Source organism: Sphingopyxis alaskensis RB2256, assembly GCF_000013985.1.
Taxonomy (GTDB): domain Bacteria; phylum Pseudomonadota; class Alphaproteobacteria; order Sphingomonadales; family Sphingomonadaceae; genus Sphingopyxis; species Sphingopyxis alaskensis.
The window spans coordinates 2707470-2723132 of the sequence record NC_008048.1 but is presented as its reverse complement, the minus strand read 5'-3'; the positions used below and the strand labels follow the sequence as shown (position 1 = coordinate 2723132).

The following is a 15663-nucleotide window of genomic DNA, read 5'->3' as shown; positions in this document are numbered from 1 at the left end:
GAAGCCGCCCGTGTTGCGCCGGCCGCCATGTCAGACGCTCGAAGGCAGTGCCGCCTTCGATGCGCGAGGCTTGCAGGTTCGTGCGATTGGGGTGGGGAGCCGATGCCGGTCACGGATTTGTACCCGGCAGTCCCTGCTTGGCCTTCCCGCCAAGAATTTCCACCGGCTCCAGTGTCATCAGTCCGATGTCGGGGATGTCGTCGAGCGCAAAAGCGAAGCTTCTCAGCTTCGTTTCCTCGTCGACGATCTCAATGAGGAGCGCCCGGTCGTTTTCGAAGACATGGCGCCGGTGCATGTGCGCCGAGCGGCCGAACCCCAACCGCGCCTCCAGCACCGTGACGCCGGCCAGGCCCGCGTCCCTCGCCCGGGATGAAATGACTTCGAACACCCGGCGATCGCCAAGATAGGCGCCCTCGTCGGTGTAGATCCGCAGCAGCTTGATTGGCTCAGTCATGATCTTCTCCTTCACGCCGGCTCGGGTGTGGTCGGCTCGACTTGTTCTTCGCGCTTGCGGCGCCTTCCTTCGGTTGCACCGAGCACAACTTTCGCGATCGCCGGCAGGACCAGAAGGGTCAGGATCGTTGCGGCGATGAGGCCACCGATCACCGTGGTGGCGAGCGGCTTCTGGACTTCAGCGCCGGTTCCATGGGCAAGCGCCATCGGCACGAAGCCGATTGCCGGGACAAAGCCGGTCATTATGACGGCCCGCATTTTCTCGGCCATCCCGTCGCGGATGGCCTCGGCAAGCGGCAGCCCTTGCTCGATGCGTTCGCGGATCGCAGTCATCACGACGAGGCCGTTCAGCACCGCGACGCCCGCCAGCACGATGAACCCCACCGCCGCCGAGACGGAAAAGTTGATGCCGGTCAGTGCGAGCGTGAACACGCCGCCGGCCAATCCGAGCGGCACCGCCAGGAAGACCGCAGCCGCCCGGCCGAACCCTCCCAAGGCCATATAGAGGAGCACGAAAATGCCCACGAAGCACAAAGGCACGACGATCGACAACCGCTGCGACGCGGCCTGCAGATTCTCGAACTGCCCGCCCCATTCCAGATAGTAGCCGGCAGGCAGCTTCACCTGCGCGATCTTCGCCTGCGCTTCCTGGACGAACGAGCCTGCATCGCGCCCTTCCAGGTTCAACTGGACGACGACGCGGCGCTTGCCGTTCTCGCGTCTTATTTCATTGAGTCCTTCGGTGAACCGGATCTGCGCCACTTGCGCGAGCGGAACCTGGCGGCGGATCTCTCCGGGTTCTTCGGGCAGGAGCACCGGGAGCGAGCGGATGTCGTCAAGATTGACCCGGGTTGCATCCGGCACGCGCACCGTGATGTCGAAGCGCCGATCGCCTTCGTAGAGCAGTCCCGATTCTCGCCCGCCCAGTGCCGCGGCGACCGTATCGGCGACCTCCTGGACGGTCAGCCCGTAACGCGCGATCATCGCCCGGTCGAGCTTCACGTCGAGCACCGGCGCGCCGCCGACCTGGTCGGCCTTCACGCTGCTCGCGCCGGGAATTGCCTGCAGCACCCGCACCATCTCGTTGGCGGTCTGCGACATCTTGTCGAGATCATCGCCATAGAGCTTGATCGCAACGTCGCCGCGCACGCCGGAGATCAGCTCGTTGAAGCGCAGCTCGATGGGCTGGCTGACCTCGTAGAGCTGACCAAGCTGGCCGCCGGCGGCCTTTTCGATGCGCTCGATCACGTCAGCCTTGGTCTCGACGCCTGCCGGCCATTGGTCCTGCGGCTTCAGGATGACGAAGCCGTCGGAAACGTTCTGCGGCATCGGGTCGGTGGCGACCTCGGCGGTGCCGGTCTTGGAGAACATGAGCTCCACTTCAGGAAGCTTCGCCACCGCTTCCTCGACCTTGCGCTGCATCGCCAGGGACTGTTCGAGGCTCACCGAGGGCACGCGTGTCGAGGCGAGCGCCAGGTTCTTTTCGTCAAGCTGAGGAATGAATTCCGAGCCGAGAAGGGCAAACGCCGGTCCTGCCGCCAGGAAGAAGGCGAAACCGCCGAGAATGAACGGCCGCGGCCGCGCGAGCGCCTTGTCGAGCAGCGGCAGATACCGATCCTTGCTCTTGCGGATCAGCCACACCTCCTTCTCGGCAACACGCCCGCGAATGAGGAGCGCCACCAGCGCGGGCACCAGCGTAATCGAGAGGATGAACGCGGAGACAAGCGCCAGCATGATGGTGATCGCCATGGGCGAGAAGGTCTTGCCCTCGACCCCCGTGAACATCAGAAGCGGTGCGAAAGAGAGGAGGATGATCACCTGGCCGAACACGGTCGGTTTGATCATCTCCTGCGAGGCATGCATCGTCTCTTCGAGACGTTCTCGAAGCGTCAGCAGCCGTCCTTCGTGCTCCTGACGATGCGCCAGTCGCGCCAGACAGTTCTCGATAATGATGACGGCGCCATCGACGATCAGGCCGAAGTCCAATGCGCCAAGGCTCATCAGATTGCCCGGCACGCGAAACGCGTTCATCCCCATCGCCATCATGAGGAACGAAAACGGGATGACGAGGGTAGCAATAATGGCCGCGCGCCAGTTGCCGAGCAGCAGAAACAGCGAAGCCGCGACCAGCAGCGCACCCTCGGTCAGGTTGCGTTCGACCGTCCCCACCGTCGCATTGACCAGCTTGGCGCGGTCAAGCACGACCTTGACTTCGATGCCCGGCGGCAGCGTTTTCGAAACCTGATCGAGCTTGGCCGAAACATCCTGCGCGACGATACGGCTGTTCTCGTTGATGAGCATGAGGACAGTGCCGATCACCGCCTCCTTGCCGTTCATGCTGCCCGCGCCCGTGCGCAGATCGCCGCCGATCTTGACGTTGGCGATCTGGCCGACGGTGATCGGAACGCCGCCGCGCGTGGCTGCGACCGCATTGCGGATCTCGTCGACGGAACGCGCCCGTGCATCGACGCGGACAAGGTATGCTTCGCCGCCGCGGTTGAAAAAGTTGGCGCCAACGGCAAGATTGGCCTTTTCCAGCGCCTCGCCGAGCTCGCTGTAGGAAATTCCGAAGCTGGTCAGCTTGGTCGGATCGGGTTCGACGACGAAGGTTTTCGCGTAACCACCGATCGAGTCGACACCCGCGACGCCCGGCACCGCCTTCAACTGCGGGCTGACGATCCAGTCCTGCACGGTTCGCAGGTAGCCGGCCTTTGCAACCTCGTCGGTGAGCAGGTCGCCTTCCGGAGTGAGATAGCTGCCATCGGGCTGCCAACCGGGCTGTCCGGCGACCTTCTTCGCGCCCTTGCCGTCGGGATTGGCGTAACCGACCGTATACATGACGATCTCGCCGAGACCGGTCGTCACCGGCCCGATCTGCGGCTGCACGCCGTCAGGCAGGTTCTCGGTGGCCTGCCTCAGCCTTTCGCCAACCTGCTGCCGCGCAAAATACAGATCGGTGGACTCCGAAAATATGGCGGTGACCTGGCTGAACCCATTGCGCGATAGGGATCGTGTCGTCTCGAGCCCGGGAATGCCGGCGAGGGAAATTTCAACCGGGTAAGTGACAAGCTTTTCGATCTCGACCGGCGACAGGCGGGGATCGACCGTGTTGATCTGCACCTGGTTGCTGGTGATGTCCGGCACCGCGTCAATCGGAAGCTTCGTCAGCTGCCAGATGCCGAGGCCGGCGACCGCGAGGAAGATGAACAGGATCGCCCAGCGTGCGCGGACGGCGAGCGCAATGAGACTTGCAATCACGGTTTATTCCTCCTCGCCCGCGCCCTTGCCGAGCTCGGCCTTGAGCAGGAATGCATTTTGGGTTGCGATCATCTCGCCTGCCTTCAGGCCTGAGATAATCTCGACGCGGCCGGCGCTGCGGCGGCCGATTGTCACCTTTTGCGCGCGGAAGCCCTGATTGGTTCGCACGAAAACAATATCTCGTCCTTCGAGGGATTGAAGCGCATCCTCCGATATGACGATTGCATCCGACACTTCACCACGGCTCGGCAGCAGCCGGACGCGTACGGCAAGCCCAGGCTGCAGACTTGCCTGGACATCGAGCACAGCCGTGGCCGAACGGGTCTCGCCGCCGAGACCAGGCGTAACGGCACGCACACGAGCGTCTAGAGTTCGGCCATCGGGCAGCTCGACGATGGCCCGGTCGCCGGGAGCAAGCCGCTGTGCGTCAATTGGACCGACGGCAGCCTCGACCTGTACTTTGGACGGGTCCGCAATGCGGAACAACTCCGTCTCCGGTTGCACGAACGCGCCAAGGCTGACGCTTTCCGCCGTCACCCGCCCGGAGATCGGGCTGGCCACGATCGCACCGCTGCCATCGCGTGTGACGTTCGCAGCACTGGCCGCAACCTGGGCTCTTCGCGCTTCGGCCGTAGCGGCTGCGGCCTCTGCCTGCGCCTGCTCATAATCGGCACGGGCGGTGACCTTCTGCTCGTAGAGATGGCGCTCCCGAGCTAGTGTGCGCTGGGCCAGAACCGAGCGCGCCTCGGCTGCCGTTCGGTCCGCGGCGATCTGGGCGGCGTCTCGGCTTTGCACGATGGCCAGCGTCTCTCCGGCACGTACCGGATCGCCCAGGCGCTTGAGAACGCGCGTGACGGCGCCGCCGGCGCGGGCCGTGACGATCGCTTCACCCGCCGGTGTCGCGGTGACCGTGCCCTGCGCGAGGATTTCGGATCCGAGCCCGCCAGCCCGCACCGCTTCTACGGCGATCTCTGCTGCACGGATCGCATCGGCAGTGATCGCAAGGTTATCAGTGTGAGCTTCCGCTTCTTCTGCCTTATCGGCATTTCGGGTCTCGGCAGCCGGATCTGCGGTGCAGCGGGCAACCGAGAAGCCGCCGACGGCCGCGAGCAGCACCGCGCCAGCCACGCCGCCAAGAAGGCGTTTGTCCTGTGTGATCATTCAACATCTCCGAATATCGTGTGGGCTGGCTGCAGCAGCTTGCGCGCCGCTGCGGACCGTGAGGCAAAGGCTGAGGAAAGCGCTATCGCGCCGACCGTTGCGTCGGGCGCGGCGCGCAACTTGAGGTTGCCGTCCATCGAGACAAACCGGCTCATTGTCCCATATCCACATCGCTCGCCGCCGCAGCCTGGCGCGCCAGCGTGGCCTGAGCTTCGGCCCGCGCCCGTCGCGCCGCGATGAGCTCAGCCTGGGTCGAAGCATAAGCCTGCTGAGCATCGAGCAGCTCGATCAATGAGGATTTGCCGGCCCGATACGATAGCTGCGCAAGCCGCAATGCTTCGCGCGCCTGCCCAATGCCGCTGCCTTCAAGCGCTATGACGCGTGCCTCGGCGGCTGCCAATGCCGCGCGCGCGTTGGCGATTTCCGCCTGCGTGTTGGCGAGAACACGGTTGCGCCGCGCTTCGGCCGACTGAATTTCTGACCGCGCCGCCGCGATGTTGCCTTGGTTGCGATCGAAAACCGGCAGCGGCACCGAAAGGCTGGCAATCAGCGCCCGGTCTCCGGTTTCGCGCAACTGGCGCACTCCCACGCCGACGGACGGATCGAGTCGACCCTCCGCGCGGGCCTGGCGCAATTGCGCATCAGCAATGACCCGCTCGGCTTCGGCAAGTCGAACGTCGAGCGTCGCCATTGCATCGACGTTCCGGGGCGGTGCCAGCAGGTCGCTACCGCTCAGCTCGGCCGGCGGTGTGTCTACGCCGAAGAGCGCCGCGAGCGAGCGACGAGCATTCACTTCATCAGCCTCGGCCGCCCGAAGCGCCGCTGTCGCCTGGGCAAGCGCCGCGTCGGCTCGCATCCCCCGCAGAGGAGGCTCCTTCCCCGCGTCGACAAGTTCGCGCGCAATCCGCGATAGCTCGCGCGCGCGCCCCTCATTTTCCCGCGCAAGCGCCAGGTTGTCGCGCGCGGCTATACCGAATGCGAAGAGATCGCGGACTTGTCGGCCAAGTTCGGCACGGGCGATCGCGAAGCGGTATTCCTGTGCAGCAAGTTCGGCCTCGGCAAGCGTCATCCGCGCTCTTCGCCTGCCGCCGATGTCGAGCCTCTGATTGACCGAGACCGTCGTTTCGGTGCCGTTGAAGCCCGAATAGGGACCCGTTCCGGCAAAATTTTCGACCTCGACATTTAGGGTCGGATTGTACCGGAAGCGTGCCTGGCGCAGACGCCCGCGCGCGGCTTCGACATCGGCGCGAGCCGCGACCAGAGCTGGAGAGCGGGCTTCGGCTTCCTCAAGCGCCTGAGGGAGTGTTAGCACCGCGGGTAAGGGCCCGGTGCGGACCTCGGGCGGCGCCGATGGTGCCATAGGGCCGGCAACTGGCCGATTGTCCACCTGCGCCGCAGCGGGCGTGACCGATATAGCCACGAGCGCCGCAGCCATGGCGGGCGCAAACATAGGATGCATGTACGAAGAACTCCTGACAAACCGAAGGCGCACGCCCGGCTTGGCCAGGCGAAACTTCAGCTGTCAGGCGATCGGAGGCCGGAAAGTGTCGGAATGGGTCGGGGGAGCAAGACCTGCACGGTTTCGTAGCGGCACGAATCGGACGGGAGCTATGCGCTCGATTTCGGGTGCGGACGCCACCGGAATTCCGATGTGATGGCCGTGACAGCCGTGAAATTTCACCGACATCTTCGAAGGATCGGATTGGCTGTCGTCGCTCTTCTTCGAAAAGCCCCCGCATGCGTCTATCGATGCAATTTCGCTCTTGCCCACGCCCGGCTCAGCCGCATGCGCCATCGCTCCCGCCGTCACGCCGAAGGCGAGGAACAGACTGAGAACTATGGAGAGCCACCCTTTCATCGCTCGATCGTCTAGCCTCTCTCGAGTTGAAAGGGAAGAGGATAAATCCGGCGCCGGATTAATTCGGCCGGTGGGCAGATGTTACAGGCTGCAAGGTTATGTTATACCTTGCATCATAGCCGCTCACAGGGGTTTCTTATAAAGAATTTACATTTAATTGTCTGTTTACGTCAGGGCGAGAGGCAATGATAACAATCGAGTCATATTGCAAAACGATCTGCGACTGCATGTATGGTAGAAAAGCGCACTTAGCCAGCCGTAGAGACGTCTCGGATCGTCACCTATCTCGAGTAAACCTGCCCCTCGTTCTGTAATGCGGATTCGTCGGCCGCTCGGTCGATCGCCTATCGGCGTATCGATGACGGCCTTGCTATTTGTAGTGTTGCGCAGCCCGCTAGGACGCCACCGGTTCTGATGGCAAGCGCGCGTCGCCTTTCTGGATTGGTGGTGACGGAATCCAGACTGGGGGATCCGCTGAGTCCAAAACTCAAAAGGTGATCGCTTTCATCCGACTTCTTCACGCCGGCCGATGCCACTTGGTTCGTCCTGCGTGCAATCGCGCGCCGGGCGGTTCACCTCAATGAGACCGAGCGAGGTCGGCGCCACGATGGCGGACTCGCGTCGGCTGGAATGTCAGGCCGGAGGAACTAGGTGAACTGCAGCAGGTTACGTGAAGCAATAGGTTTGGAGCGCGCTATGGTAAAGGTGGCGGAGACAGACGAGATCGCGGACCTCGGGAGATCGCCTTATGGGCGAGCTGGACGTTGATCCTAGCGCCGCCGACAAGCGGCGGACGTTGTGGATCGTTCTTTGGCTGAACGTAGCAATTGCCGCGGGCTTCTTCGCCACTGGCTATGTGGCGGACTCCAATGCACTGTTCGCCAACGGAGTAGACAACTCCTCGGACGCAATCGTTTATGCACTGAGCCTGCTCGCGTTCACCCGCTCGCGCCAGTGGAAGCGCGGCGCTGCGCGCTTTTCGGGAGTCGCGCTTCTGATCTTCGCAGGCGGGGTGATTGTCGATGCTGTCCGCCGGTTCCTCCAAGGCTCCGAGCCTGGTGGTATCACGATGATGGGGATGGCCGCCATCGCCGGCGGAGTGAACCTTCTCTCACTCCATCTGCTCAGCAGGCTTAAGGACAAGGATGTGAACCTGCGTGCAGCAACGACCTTCAGCTTCAACGATTTCGTGTCCAACGGTGGAGTTCTCCTCGCGGGAATCGTTGTGATGCTCACCGGCACGAACTGGCCGGACCTTATCGTCGGCGTCGCGGTTGCCGGCATCGCCCTCTATGGAGGCATCGAAATTCTGCGCGACGCGCATATGGACGTCCATGACGAGGAAGGGACGGTGCATGGTAGTAAGCAGGCTTGACCATCCGGGGCAGCTGCTCCCGACAGGATTATGGCGAGCCTAGCTCGACAAAGCGCATTCAAGCCGCCGTCGGTGGTCGGGGCAGCTGCTATCGACGCCTTATCGATGCGAGCCGAGATGGTCCCCGGCATAATCCGGCTGAATTGGCTCTGCCTCCCGTTGCGCAAGGTATCCCAAGGCAGAGTGCGATCAGTTAAGCAGGTTCAGGCTGGGTGCGCAATTTTGAGGAATAAGAGTTGTACCATGACCTATCGCGACATCGTTGTCGATGCATGCCCTCGCAGCGACATTTACCAAACACTTGATCAGTCTCGCGCCATGGCCCGAGAGTTCGGCGCAAACCTTTCGGTGGTTTCCTACGCCTGGCCCCATCTGTCGATGACGCAGGCGCTGGCTCCCAACGCTTTGTCCGTTCAGGAGCAGACCCGAGCAATGGAAGATGCTTTGTCTGCTGCCCGGAGTGCATTCGAGGAGGTGTTTGCAGCAAGCCCGGAAGAGGTCGAGTGGTGCTCAGGCATCAATGAACCCACCGGAGCCATGCGCGACCATCTCCTGACCGCCGATCTGCTGATCACAAGTTCGTCAGAGGCTGACGCCTGTGTCCTGTCGGATCCAGCCGATCTCGCGCGTCGCTCAGGTACTCCGGTTCTGCGCCTTGGGCGACAGGCCGCAAACGGCGGCTTCCCAAATGTGCTGATAGCATGGAAGGACTGTTCACAGGCCCGTCGCGCGTTGCATGATGCGCTCCCACTGCTTGAACGCGCCAAGAGCGTGGCGGTTGTCGGTGTCGGGGACGAGGTGTCCGCCGAGAGGCTTGAGGCAGTGGCGCGGCATCTGCGTCATCACCAAGTGAAAGCCGACCATAGGCATCTCCCTCGTTCTCGAGAAGATGTGTGTGCGGAGCTGCTGGATTACGCGGAACGCGAGGGTGCGAACCTCATAGTCGCCGGTGTCTATAGCCACGGCCCGACCGTCGAACGGATCCTCGGCGGCGTCACCAGAGAAATTCTGAAAAGCAGGGAAATGTCCTGGTTCCTGGCACATTGAGGTCAGAATCCGCAATCGAGTGGCTTTTATCTTGCAGCTACGACTTGAGCGCGCTTTCGGAGTTTCCTTGCTCGTCCCGGTGAACGTGTGCGTCTGACCAAAGCCCGCCTATCGTCTTCCGGGTGCCGATCGGCGCCCAACGCTTTTCTCAATTTGAGCCGCTATTCACATGAGCTGCCTGCCTTGTTGCATTGTCACGGTCCGAGAGCGGCCGAGTTCGGCTCTGGCCTGTCGCACGATTTGGACGCCGCCGCTGATGCCCAGCGCCGCCATGATTCCCGCGACGATCAAATCGGGCCAAGCGGTGCCGGTGCCGAACACGCCGGCGGCAGCGAGGACGACGGCGAGATTGCCAATCGCGTCATTGCGCGAGCAGATCCAGACCGAGCGCATATTGGCGTCGCCCGCCCGAAAGCGGTATAGCATCAAAGCCACTGCGCCATTGGCGACGAGCGCCAGAAGACCGACGCCACCCATCCATTCGGCCTCAGGCAGAGCTCCGCTCCACACTGCCCAAATAGTTGTAACCAGCACGTAAAGGCCGAGAAGCCCGAGAGTCGCACCCTTGACGAGCGCAGCGCGAGCACGCCAGACGAGTGCCATGCCGGCAACCCCGAGGCTGATCGCATAATTGGCGGCGTCGCCGAAGAAATCGAGCGCGTCGGCCTGCAGCGCCTGCGAGTTTGCGGCAAGGCCGGCCACCATCTCGCCCGCGAACATGCCGGCGTTGATCCCAAGCGCGATCCATAAGGCGCGGCGCCAGCGACGGTCGTTAGATGCATTGGTCGCCGCGCAACAGTCATCGCATCCAGCCATATTGCCTCCTCGATTCTTTCGATTCGGCTTCCCATATGCACCCTGAAGCAGCTACAAGGTCAAGGGGATGACTGCGGCACTCACGATCGGAGAACTCGGACGGCGAACGGGAACCAAAGTCGAAACTGTCCGATATTACGAGAAGATCGGTCTGCTCGCGCTGCCGAAGCGGACCCGAGGCAACTATCGTGCTTATGGCGAGAATGACGTTGCGCGTCTTTCCTTCATTCGCCGGACGCGCGATCTGGGCTTTTCTATCGATCAGGTCCGGGCGCTGTTGTCGCTGGCGGGCGATGAATCCCGCGATTGTGCAACGATCGACGCAATTGCCTCGACACATCTTGGGGAAATCGATCGTAAGCTTGCCGATCTTGCCGTTCTGCGCCGAGAGATCGCCGCGCTGGTCGCGTCATGCGAAGGCGGCACGATCGGTCAGTGCCGCATATTGGAGGCGCTTGCTCCGATCGCAGGAAGGCGGCCGCCCGATATTTGAGCACGGCGGACGAGATACCCCGATCGCCATATTGGAGCTGTGGTCATGAAGGCTCTGATTGCCTTCGATCTTGACGGCACACTTGCCGAAAGCAAGCAACCGCTGGACGAACGGATGAGACAAGCACTCGCAGACCTGCTGGCCGTCGCCGAGGTCGCGATTATCTCGGGCGGGGATTGGCCGCAATTCGACAAGCAGGTTGCAAGCCGACTCCCTGCAAGAGCGGATCGTGGCAAGTTGTGGCTACTGCCGACCACCGGAACCAAGCTCTATCGTTATGACGGGGCGTGGCGGCGGGCTTACGCCGAGCTTTTCAGCAACGAGGAAAAGAAGGCAATTCTCGACGCCTTCGATGCGGCGCTGAAAGCAACCGGCTTCCAGGCGGAGCGGAGTTGGGGCGAGCGGATCGAGGATCGTGGGAGTCAGATAACCTTCTCCGCGCTGGGACAGCAGGCGCCCCTGGACGCCAAGGAGCAATGGGATCCAGACTTTGCCAAGCGCAAGGCAATCCAGGCCGAGCTAAGTCAACGCCTGCCGAACTTTTCGATCAAGCTGGGCGGGACCACGTCGATCGACATCACCCGAAAGGGCGTAGACAAGGCCTATGGCCTCAAACGCCTGAGCCGCGAAAGCGGCATTCCACTCGATGCGATGCTGTTCGTGGGCGACGCCATCTTCCCGGGCGGAAACGACTATCCCGCCGAGCAGTTGGGTCTCGATACGATTTCCGTTCGCGATCCGCAAGAAACCCTTAGCGTAATTGCGGCAATCGTCGCTTGCCTCGCCTGACCGCCCCGCATTCCCCGAAATCTGCATCAATGATGCCGGCGCGAACGATGATGTCGTTCGCGGTGGTGGCGCGGCCGATCGTGACGGTCATATCGGTGACTATCATACCGGTAAGGCCGCTCGTATCGGTGTGCCGGATACGCCGGATAAGCATAGGCGTAACGGTCCGAATGGCGGTAATAGGGCTCCGGCTCCCGATATCCATGGCCGCGGTCGTCCAAGACCTCGTCACCGTAACCGCCACGATATCCGTCATCGTGATGTTGGGCCATCGCCGACGTCGGAACCGCGATCGTCAACGCGGCCAGGCCGGTCCATATGATCTTGCGCATCGCGTTCTCGTTTTGAATGCCGCCCCTCTGGAAGGGCCGAAGCTTATATGAAAAAGGGCCGAAGCTTATATGAAAAATTGCTTTTGAACGCCGAGTGCACGTTAGGAACAGTGAAACTGCCCCTTCGCATCGCCGAGTCCGGCGCGTCGAGCTGGACATTGGCACACCGCAAACAGTTGTCGGCGTCCCCGTAGGCAGCAGCATTCGGCCACGCAGCGATCCTCCGTAACTGTAAACGACATTTGGACCATGGTCGTCGCGATCTCCCGCGCGCTGTTCGATCAACGGCCTCGCGAGGCGTCCGAGCACCCTGATCGGATCTTTGCTGTCGAGTAGGGCGGCGATACATAGTTGCGGGCTACATCGACCCCGTGGGTGAAGCCAGCTCTCCTCGATATCGATCAGTGAGCCGCGTTTACCGAACTGGGCGAAGCCTGAACGGGCGCTAGAGCAAGAATGCGTGTCCCGCCGTTCCAGGTCGCCAGATCCGAGGTGTGAGCAACCAGAGATTCTCAGCGTCCTGCAGTCCGGTCGCCGGGTGGCGCCCGTCGACTTGGCGCGAGAATACCGCCATACCTTTGCCCACCCCAAGGCGACCCGCCACAGACTACATTGCAAAGCGGTGGAAGTTCTCCATCTCTGGCATTTCCGCCATATGCCGCGCTCGCCGAGGGCAAATAGCGCGAATCATCGGCACGTGTGAAAGCGTCAAAGGAGGTTATATAGAAAGGGTGTTTTCCTCCGTGGTCAGGTTGCCTTTTCGCTGGTGTCTGATGCGGCGGACGGCAAAGCCGTCCGCCTCTTACCAGGATGTCTGCTGCCGATAGGGCGGCCACCAGAAACTCACAGGGAAGCCTTGACGAGATTGGACAATCCCGGGTCGGACCGCTTGTCCGGCGGCGGAATATCCGTCTCCCTGCGCCCGTAGCGCGCGTAGAGCGTCGGCAGCAGGAACAGCGTCAGCAGGGTCGCCGAGATGAGCCCCCCGATGACCACCGTCGCCAGCGGCTTTTGAACTTCGGCGCCAGCACCCGAGGCGATCGCCATCGGCACGAATCCGAGTGACGCGACCAGCGCCGTCATGACCACGGGGCGCAAACGCATCATGGCGCCTTCACGGGCGGCTTTCGCGCGCTCCATGCCTCGGGCCATCAGCTCCTGAATCGATGTGACCATGACGAGTCCATTCAAGACCGCAATGCCGGACAGGGCAATGAAGCCGACCGCCGCGGAGATCGAGAAGGGCATGCCCCGCAGGAACAAGGCAAGCACGCCGCCCACCAGCGCCAACGGCACGCCGGTGAAGACGATCGCTGCATCGCGCATGCTTCCCAAGGCCCCGTAGAGCAGAAGGATGATGAGCGCGAAACAGGCCGGAACCACGAGCATCAGCCGCTCGCTCGCCGATTGCAGGTTCTCGAACTGGCCGCCCCAATCGAGATATTGCCCGGTGGAGAGACGCACCTCGCTCGCGATAGCGGCCTGCGCGTCCGCAACCACGCCCGCCACGTCACGACCGCGCACGTTCGCCTGCACGACGACCCGCCGCTTGCCATTTTCGCGGCTGATCTGGTTGGGGCCATCGGTCACGCCAATGTCGGCGACGCTTTGCAGCGGCACGAACCCGCCATTCGGCAGCGGCACCGGCACCTGGCCGAGAGTTTGCAGATTGGCGCGCGCCACATCCGACAGGCGGATGGTGATGGCGAAGCGCCGATCTCCTTCGAAGATCATGCCGGCGTCCCGTCCGCCGATCGCGGCTGAGATGGTGTCCTGCACGGTCTGCGCGGTGATGCCGAGCCTCGACATGATGTCGCGGCGCGGCCGAATGTCAAGCATCGGCAGGCCTTCGGTCTGTTCCACCCGAACATCGACGGCACCTTCCGTCTTGCGCAGGACAGCCGCGATGGCGTTGGCCGTCGCGTTCATCGCGTCTGTGTCGTCGCCGAACACCTTGACCGCGATGTCGCCCCTCACGCCGGCGATCAGCTCGTTGAAGCGCATCTGGATGGGCTGGGTGATCTCGAAGGCGCCGCCCGGCAGACTTTCAAGCGTCTTCTCGACTTTCGCCACCAAGCCGGCCTTGCTGAGCCCCGAGTCCGGCCACTCATCGCGCGGCTTAATGATGATGAAGGTGTCGGAGATGTTGGGGGGCATGGGATCGGCGGCAAGTTCCGCCGTGCCGGTCTTTGAGAAAACGAACCGCACCTCGGGCAGCTTGCCGAGTTCCCGCTCGATCCGCGACTGCATTGCCTGACTCTGATCGATTGACGTTCCCGGTACGCGGAGCACCTGGGCGGTCAGGTCGCCTTCATCAAGCTGGGGCAAGAACTCTTGGCCCAGGAACGAGAAGGTCAGGATGGCGGCAAGGAAGGCGCCGATACCCACGCCCATTGTGAGCGTTGGTCGCTTCATCGCGCGGTCAAGGCCCGGCTCGTACTTGTGCTTGAGCCAGGTCATGATCCGCCCTTCCTTCTCTTCGACCGGCTTCGACAGCCAGATCGCGAGCACGGCCGGCACGAAGGTCAGCGACAGGATGAAGGCAAAGACGAGCGCCATAATGACCGTCAGCGCCATCGGCGTGAAGGTCTTGCCCTCGACGCCAGTGAGCGTGAGCAAGGGCACATAGACGAGGATGATGATCGCCTGCCCGAACACGGACGGGCGGATCATTTCGCGGGCGGCATGAGCTACGACCGACAGCCGCTCGTCGAGTGCGAGGGTGCGGCCGTAATGATGTTGCCGCTCAGCGATGCGTCGCAGCGCATTCTCGACGATGATGACCGCGCCGTCGACGATCAGGCCGAAGTCCAGCGCGCCGAGGCTCATCAGATTGGCCGAGACGCCGCCGCGCAACATGCCGAAGCTAGTCATTGCCATGGTGATCGGAATTACCAGCGCCGCGATCAGCGCTGCCCGGAAATTGCCAAGCAACACGAACAGCACGACGATGACGAGCAGCGCGCCTTCGGTGAGGTTCTTTGCTACCGTCTTGATAGTGGAGTTTACAAGCGCGGTGCGGTCTAGCACCGGCTGAATCACGACGTCGGCTGGCAGCGAGGCGTTGATTTCATCAAGCCGCTCCGCGACCGCCGAGGCAACGGTGCGGCTGTTTTCACCGATCCGCATGATGGCGGTGCCGACGACGACCTCTTTGCCGTTCTCCGACGCGGAGCCGTAGCGGATCGCTTGTCCGAGGCGGACTTGCGCCACCTGGTCGAGCCGGATCGGCGTGCCTTCGCGGGTCGCGATGACAGTGCTGGCCAGCTCGCCGACATTGCGAATGCGCGCGTCGGAGCGCACAGCAAGACCCTCGCCGCCGCGATCGACCACGCCCGCGCCGACGCCCACGTTATTCTCTTCGAGAGCGCGGGCGAGATCGGTCAGGTTCAGCCCAAGTGCAGCAAGCCGCTGGACGTCGGGGATCACCTGAAACTGCTTCACATAGCCGCCGATCGAGTCGACGCCGGCAAGGCCCGGCGTGTTTTTCAGGAGCGGCGCGACAATCCAGTCCTGTGCGGTCCGAAGATAGGTCGCCTGATCGGCCTCGCTGACAAGCCGGTCGCCCTCTGGCGTGATGTAGCTGCCGTCAGGCTGCATACCGGGCTCGCCCGGCCTATGGGTATCTTCCTTGCGGTGCTGGAAATGGACCGTCCACATATAGACTTCGCCGAGGCCCGTCGCGATCGGCCCCATCGTCGGGACCGCCCCGTCAGGCAGGCTTTCTTCGGCGACACGCAGCCGCTCCGCCACTTGCTGGCGCGCAAAATATATGTCGGTCGAATCCGTGAAGACAGCCGTGACCTGAGCGAACCCGTTGCGGCTCAGTGAACGGGTATATTCGAGGCCAGGAACGCCCGCGAGAGCGGTTTCGATCGGGAAGGCGATTTGCTTCTCGACCAGCTCGGGCGAGAGGGCGGGCGCGGTGATGTTCACCTGCACCTGGTTGTTGGTGATGTCGGGAACGGCGTCGATCGGCAGGCGCGAGATCGCCCAGCCTCCGATGACCGCGGCGATGAGCGTCATGAGCAGGACGAACCAGCGGCGCTCGACGGAAAATGTGACGATACGGTCGATCATG

Annotated in this window: 12 protein-coding genes; 4 read left to right on the top strand and 8 right to left on the bottom strand. The window is 62.7% G+C overall.

Translation table 11 applies throughout. The features are described from left to right. Positions 1-109: 109 nt before the first annotated feature. From SALA_RS13125 to SALA_RS17195, 6 genes are all read right to left on the bottom strand, one after another. On the bottom strand, positions 110-454 hold the full coding sequence (locus SALA_RS13125; RefSeq protein ID WP_011542851.1) for a DUF190 domain-containing protein: 345 nt from the start codon (positions 452-454) through the stop codon (positions 110-112). Between the two features lie 11 nt (positions 455-465). Beyond that, on the bottom strand, positions 466-3711 hold the full coding sequence (locus SALA_RS13120) for an efflux RND transporter permease subunit (protein WP_011542850.1): 3246 nt from the start codon (positions 3709-3711) through the stop codon (positions 466-468). A gap of 3 nt (positions 3712-3714) precedes the next feature. Continuing rightward, complete coding sequence (locus SALA_RS13115) at positions 3715-4872, bottom strand: efflux RND transporter periplasmic adaptor subunit (protein WP_011542849.1); 1158 nt, start codon at positions 4870-4872, stop codon at positions 3715-3717. Next, a complete protein-coding gene (locus SALA_RS17200) occupies positions 4869-5027 on the bottom strand; it encodes a hypothetical protein (RefSeq protein WP_153802707.1) in 159 nt (52 codons plus the stop codon). Before SALA_RS17200 ends, SALA_RS13115 begins: the two co-directional genes overlap by 4 nt. Next, positions 5024-6307, bottom strand: coding sequence for a TolC family protein (locus SALA_RS13110; RefSeq protein WP_202795306.1), 1284 nt, complete (start codon positions 6305-6307; stop codon positions 5024-5026). Before SALA_RS13110 ends, SALA_RS17200 begins: the two co-directional genes overlap by 4 nt. An 87-nt stretch (positions 6308-6394) precedes the next feature. Then, positions 6395-6730, bottom strand: a complete 336-nt coding sequence (locus tag SALA_RS17195) for a hypothetical protein (RefSeq protein WP_011542847.1) — start codon at positions 6728-6730, stop codon at positions 6395-6397. A 748-nt stretch (positions 6731-7478) separates the two neighbouring features. Here SALA_RS17195 and SALA_RS13105 point away from each other — a divergent pair. Next, positions 7479-8105 carry a cation diffusion facilitator family transporter gene (locus tag SALA_RS13105; protein WP_011542846.1) on the top strand — a complete coding sequence of 209 codons (627 nt, stop codon included), beginning with the start codon at positions 7479-7481 and terminating at the stop codon, positions 8103-8105. Positions 8106-8348: 243 nt separating this feature from the next. Next, positions 8349-9152 (top strand): universal stress protein, encoded by an 804-nt coding sequence (locus SALA_RS16930; protein ID WP_011542845.1) that lies wholly within the window; start codon positions 8349-8351, stop codon positions 9150-9152. Positions 9153-9317: 165 nt separating this feature from the next. On the opposite strand, the gene SALA_RS13095 is transcribed toward SALA_RS16930, so the two are convergent. Beyond that, positions 9318-9968 carry a cation transporter gene (locus SALA_RS13095; RefSeq protein WP_011542844.1) on the bottom strand — a complete coding sequence of 217 codons (651 nt, stop codon included), beginning with the start codon at positions 9966-9968 and terminating at the stop codon, positions 9318-9320. A 67-nt stretch (positions 9969-10035) separates the two neighbouring features. Here SALA_RS13095 and SALA_RS13090 point away from each other — a divergent pair, with 67 nt between their 5' ends. Together SALA_RS13090 and SALA_RS13085 are read left to right on the top strand one after the other, a co-directional pair. Further along, a complete protein-coding gene (locus SALA_RS13090; RefSeq protein ID WP_011542843.1) occupies positions 10036-10461 on the top strand; it encodes a MerR family transcriptional regulator in 426 nt (141 codons plus the stop codon). A 45-nt stretch (positions 10462-10506) separates the two neighbouring features. After that, positions 10507-11250 (top strand): HAD-IIB family hydrolase, encoded by a 744-nt coding sequence (locus tag SALA_RS13085; RefSeq protein WP_011542842.1) that lies wholly within the window; start codon positions 10507-10509, stop codon positions 11248-11250. A 1175-nt stretch (positions 11251-12425) separates the two neighbouring features. Here SALA_RS13085 and SALA_RS13075 read toward each other — a convergent pair. Continuing rightward, entirely contained in the window at positions 12426-15662 is a 3237-nt protein-coding gene (locus SALA_RS13075; RefSeq protein WP_011542840.1) for an efflux RND transporter permease subunit, read from the bottom strand. Between the last annotated feature and the right edge of the window lies 1 nt (position 15663).

What these genes read in the sequence shown, in the direction of transcription:
- SALA_RS13115 (WP_011542849.1), bottom strand. Translation starts at nt 4,872, where the DNA reads ATGATCACACAGGACAAACGCCTTCTTGGCGGCGTGGCTGGCGCGGTG.
- SALA_RS13085 (WP_011542842.1), top strand. Translation starts at nt 10,507, where the DNA reads ATGAAGGCTCTGATTGCCTTCGATCTTGACGGCACACTTGCCGAAAGC.
- SALA_RS13075 (WP_011542840.1), bottom strand. Translation starts at nt 15,662, where the DNA reads ATGATCGACCGTATCGTCACATTTTCCGTCGAGCGCCGCTGGTTCGTC.
- SALA_RS13090 (WP_011542843.1), top strand. Translation starts at nt 10,036, where the DNA reads ATGACTGCGGCACTCACGATCGGAGAACTCGGACGGCGAACGGGAACC.
- SALA_RS17195 (WP_011542847.1), bottom strand. Translation starts at nt 6,730, where the DNA reads ATGAAAGGGTGGCTCTCCATAGTTCTCAGTCTGTTCCTCGCCTTCGGC.
- SALA_RS13110 (WP_202795306.1), bottom strand. Translation starts at nt 6,307, where the DNA reads ATGGCTGCGGCGCTCGTGGCTATATCGGTCACGCCCGCTGCGGCGCAG.
- SALA_RS13105 (WP_011542846.1), top strand. Translation starts at nt 7,479, where the DNA reads ATGGGCGAGCTGGACGTTGATCCTAGCGCCGCCGACAAGCGGCGGACG.
- SALA_RS13125 (WP_011542851.1), bottom strand. Translation starts at nt 454, where the DNA reads ATGACTGAGCCAATCAAGCTGCTGCGGATCTACACCGACGAGGGCGCC.
- SALA_RS16930 (WP_011542845.1), top strand. Translation starts at nt 8,349, where the DNA reads ATGACCTATCGCGACATCGTTGTCGATGCATGCCCTCGCAGCGACATT.
- SALA_RS17200 (WP_153802707.1), bottom strand. Translation starts at nt 5,027, where the DNA reads ATGAGCCGGTTTGTCTCGATGGACGGCAACCTCAAGTTGCGCGCCGCG.
- SALA_RS13095 (WP_011542844.1), bottom strand. Translation starts at nt 9,968, where the DNA reads ATGGCTGGATGCGATGACTGTTGCGCGGCGACCAATGCATCTAACGAC.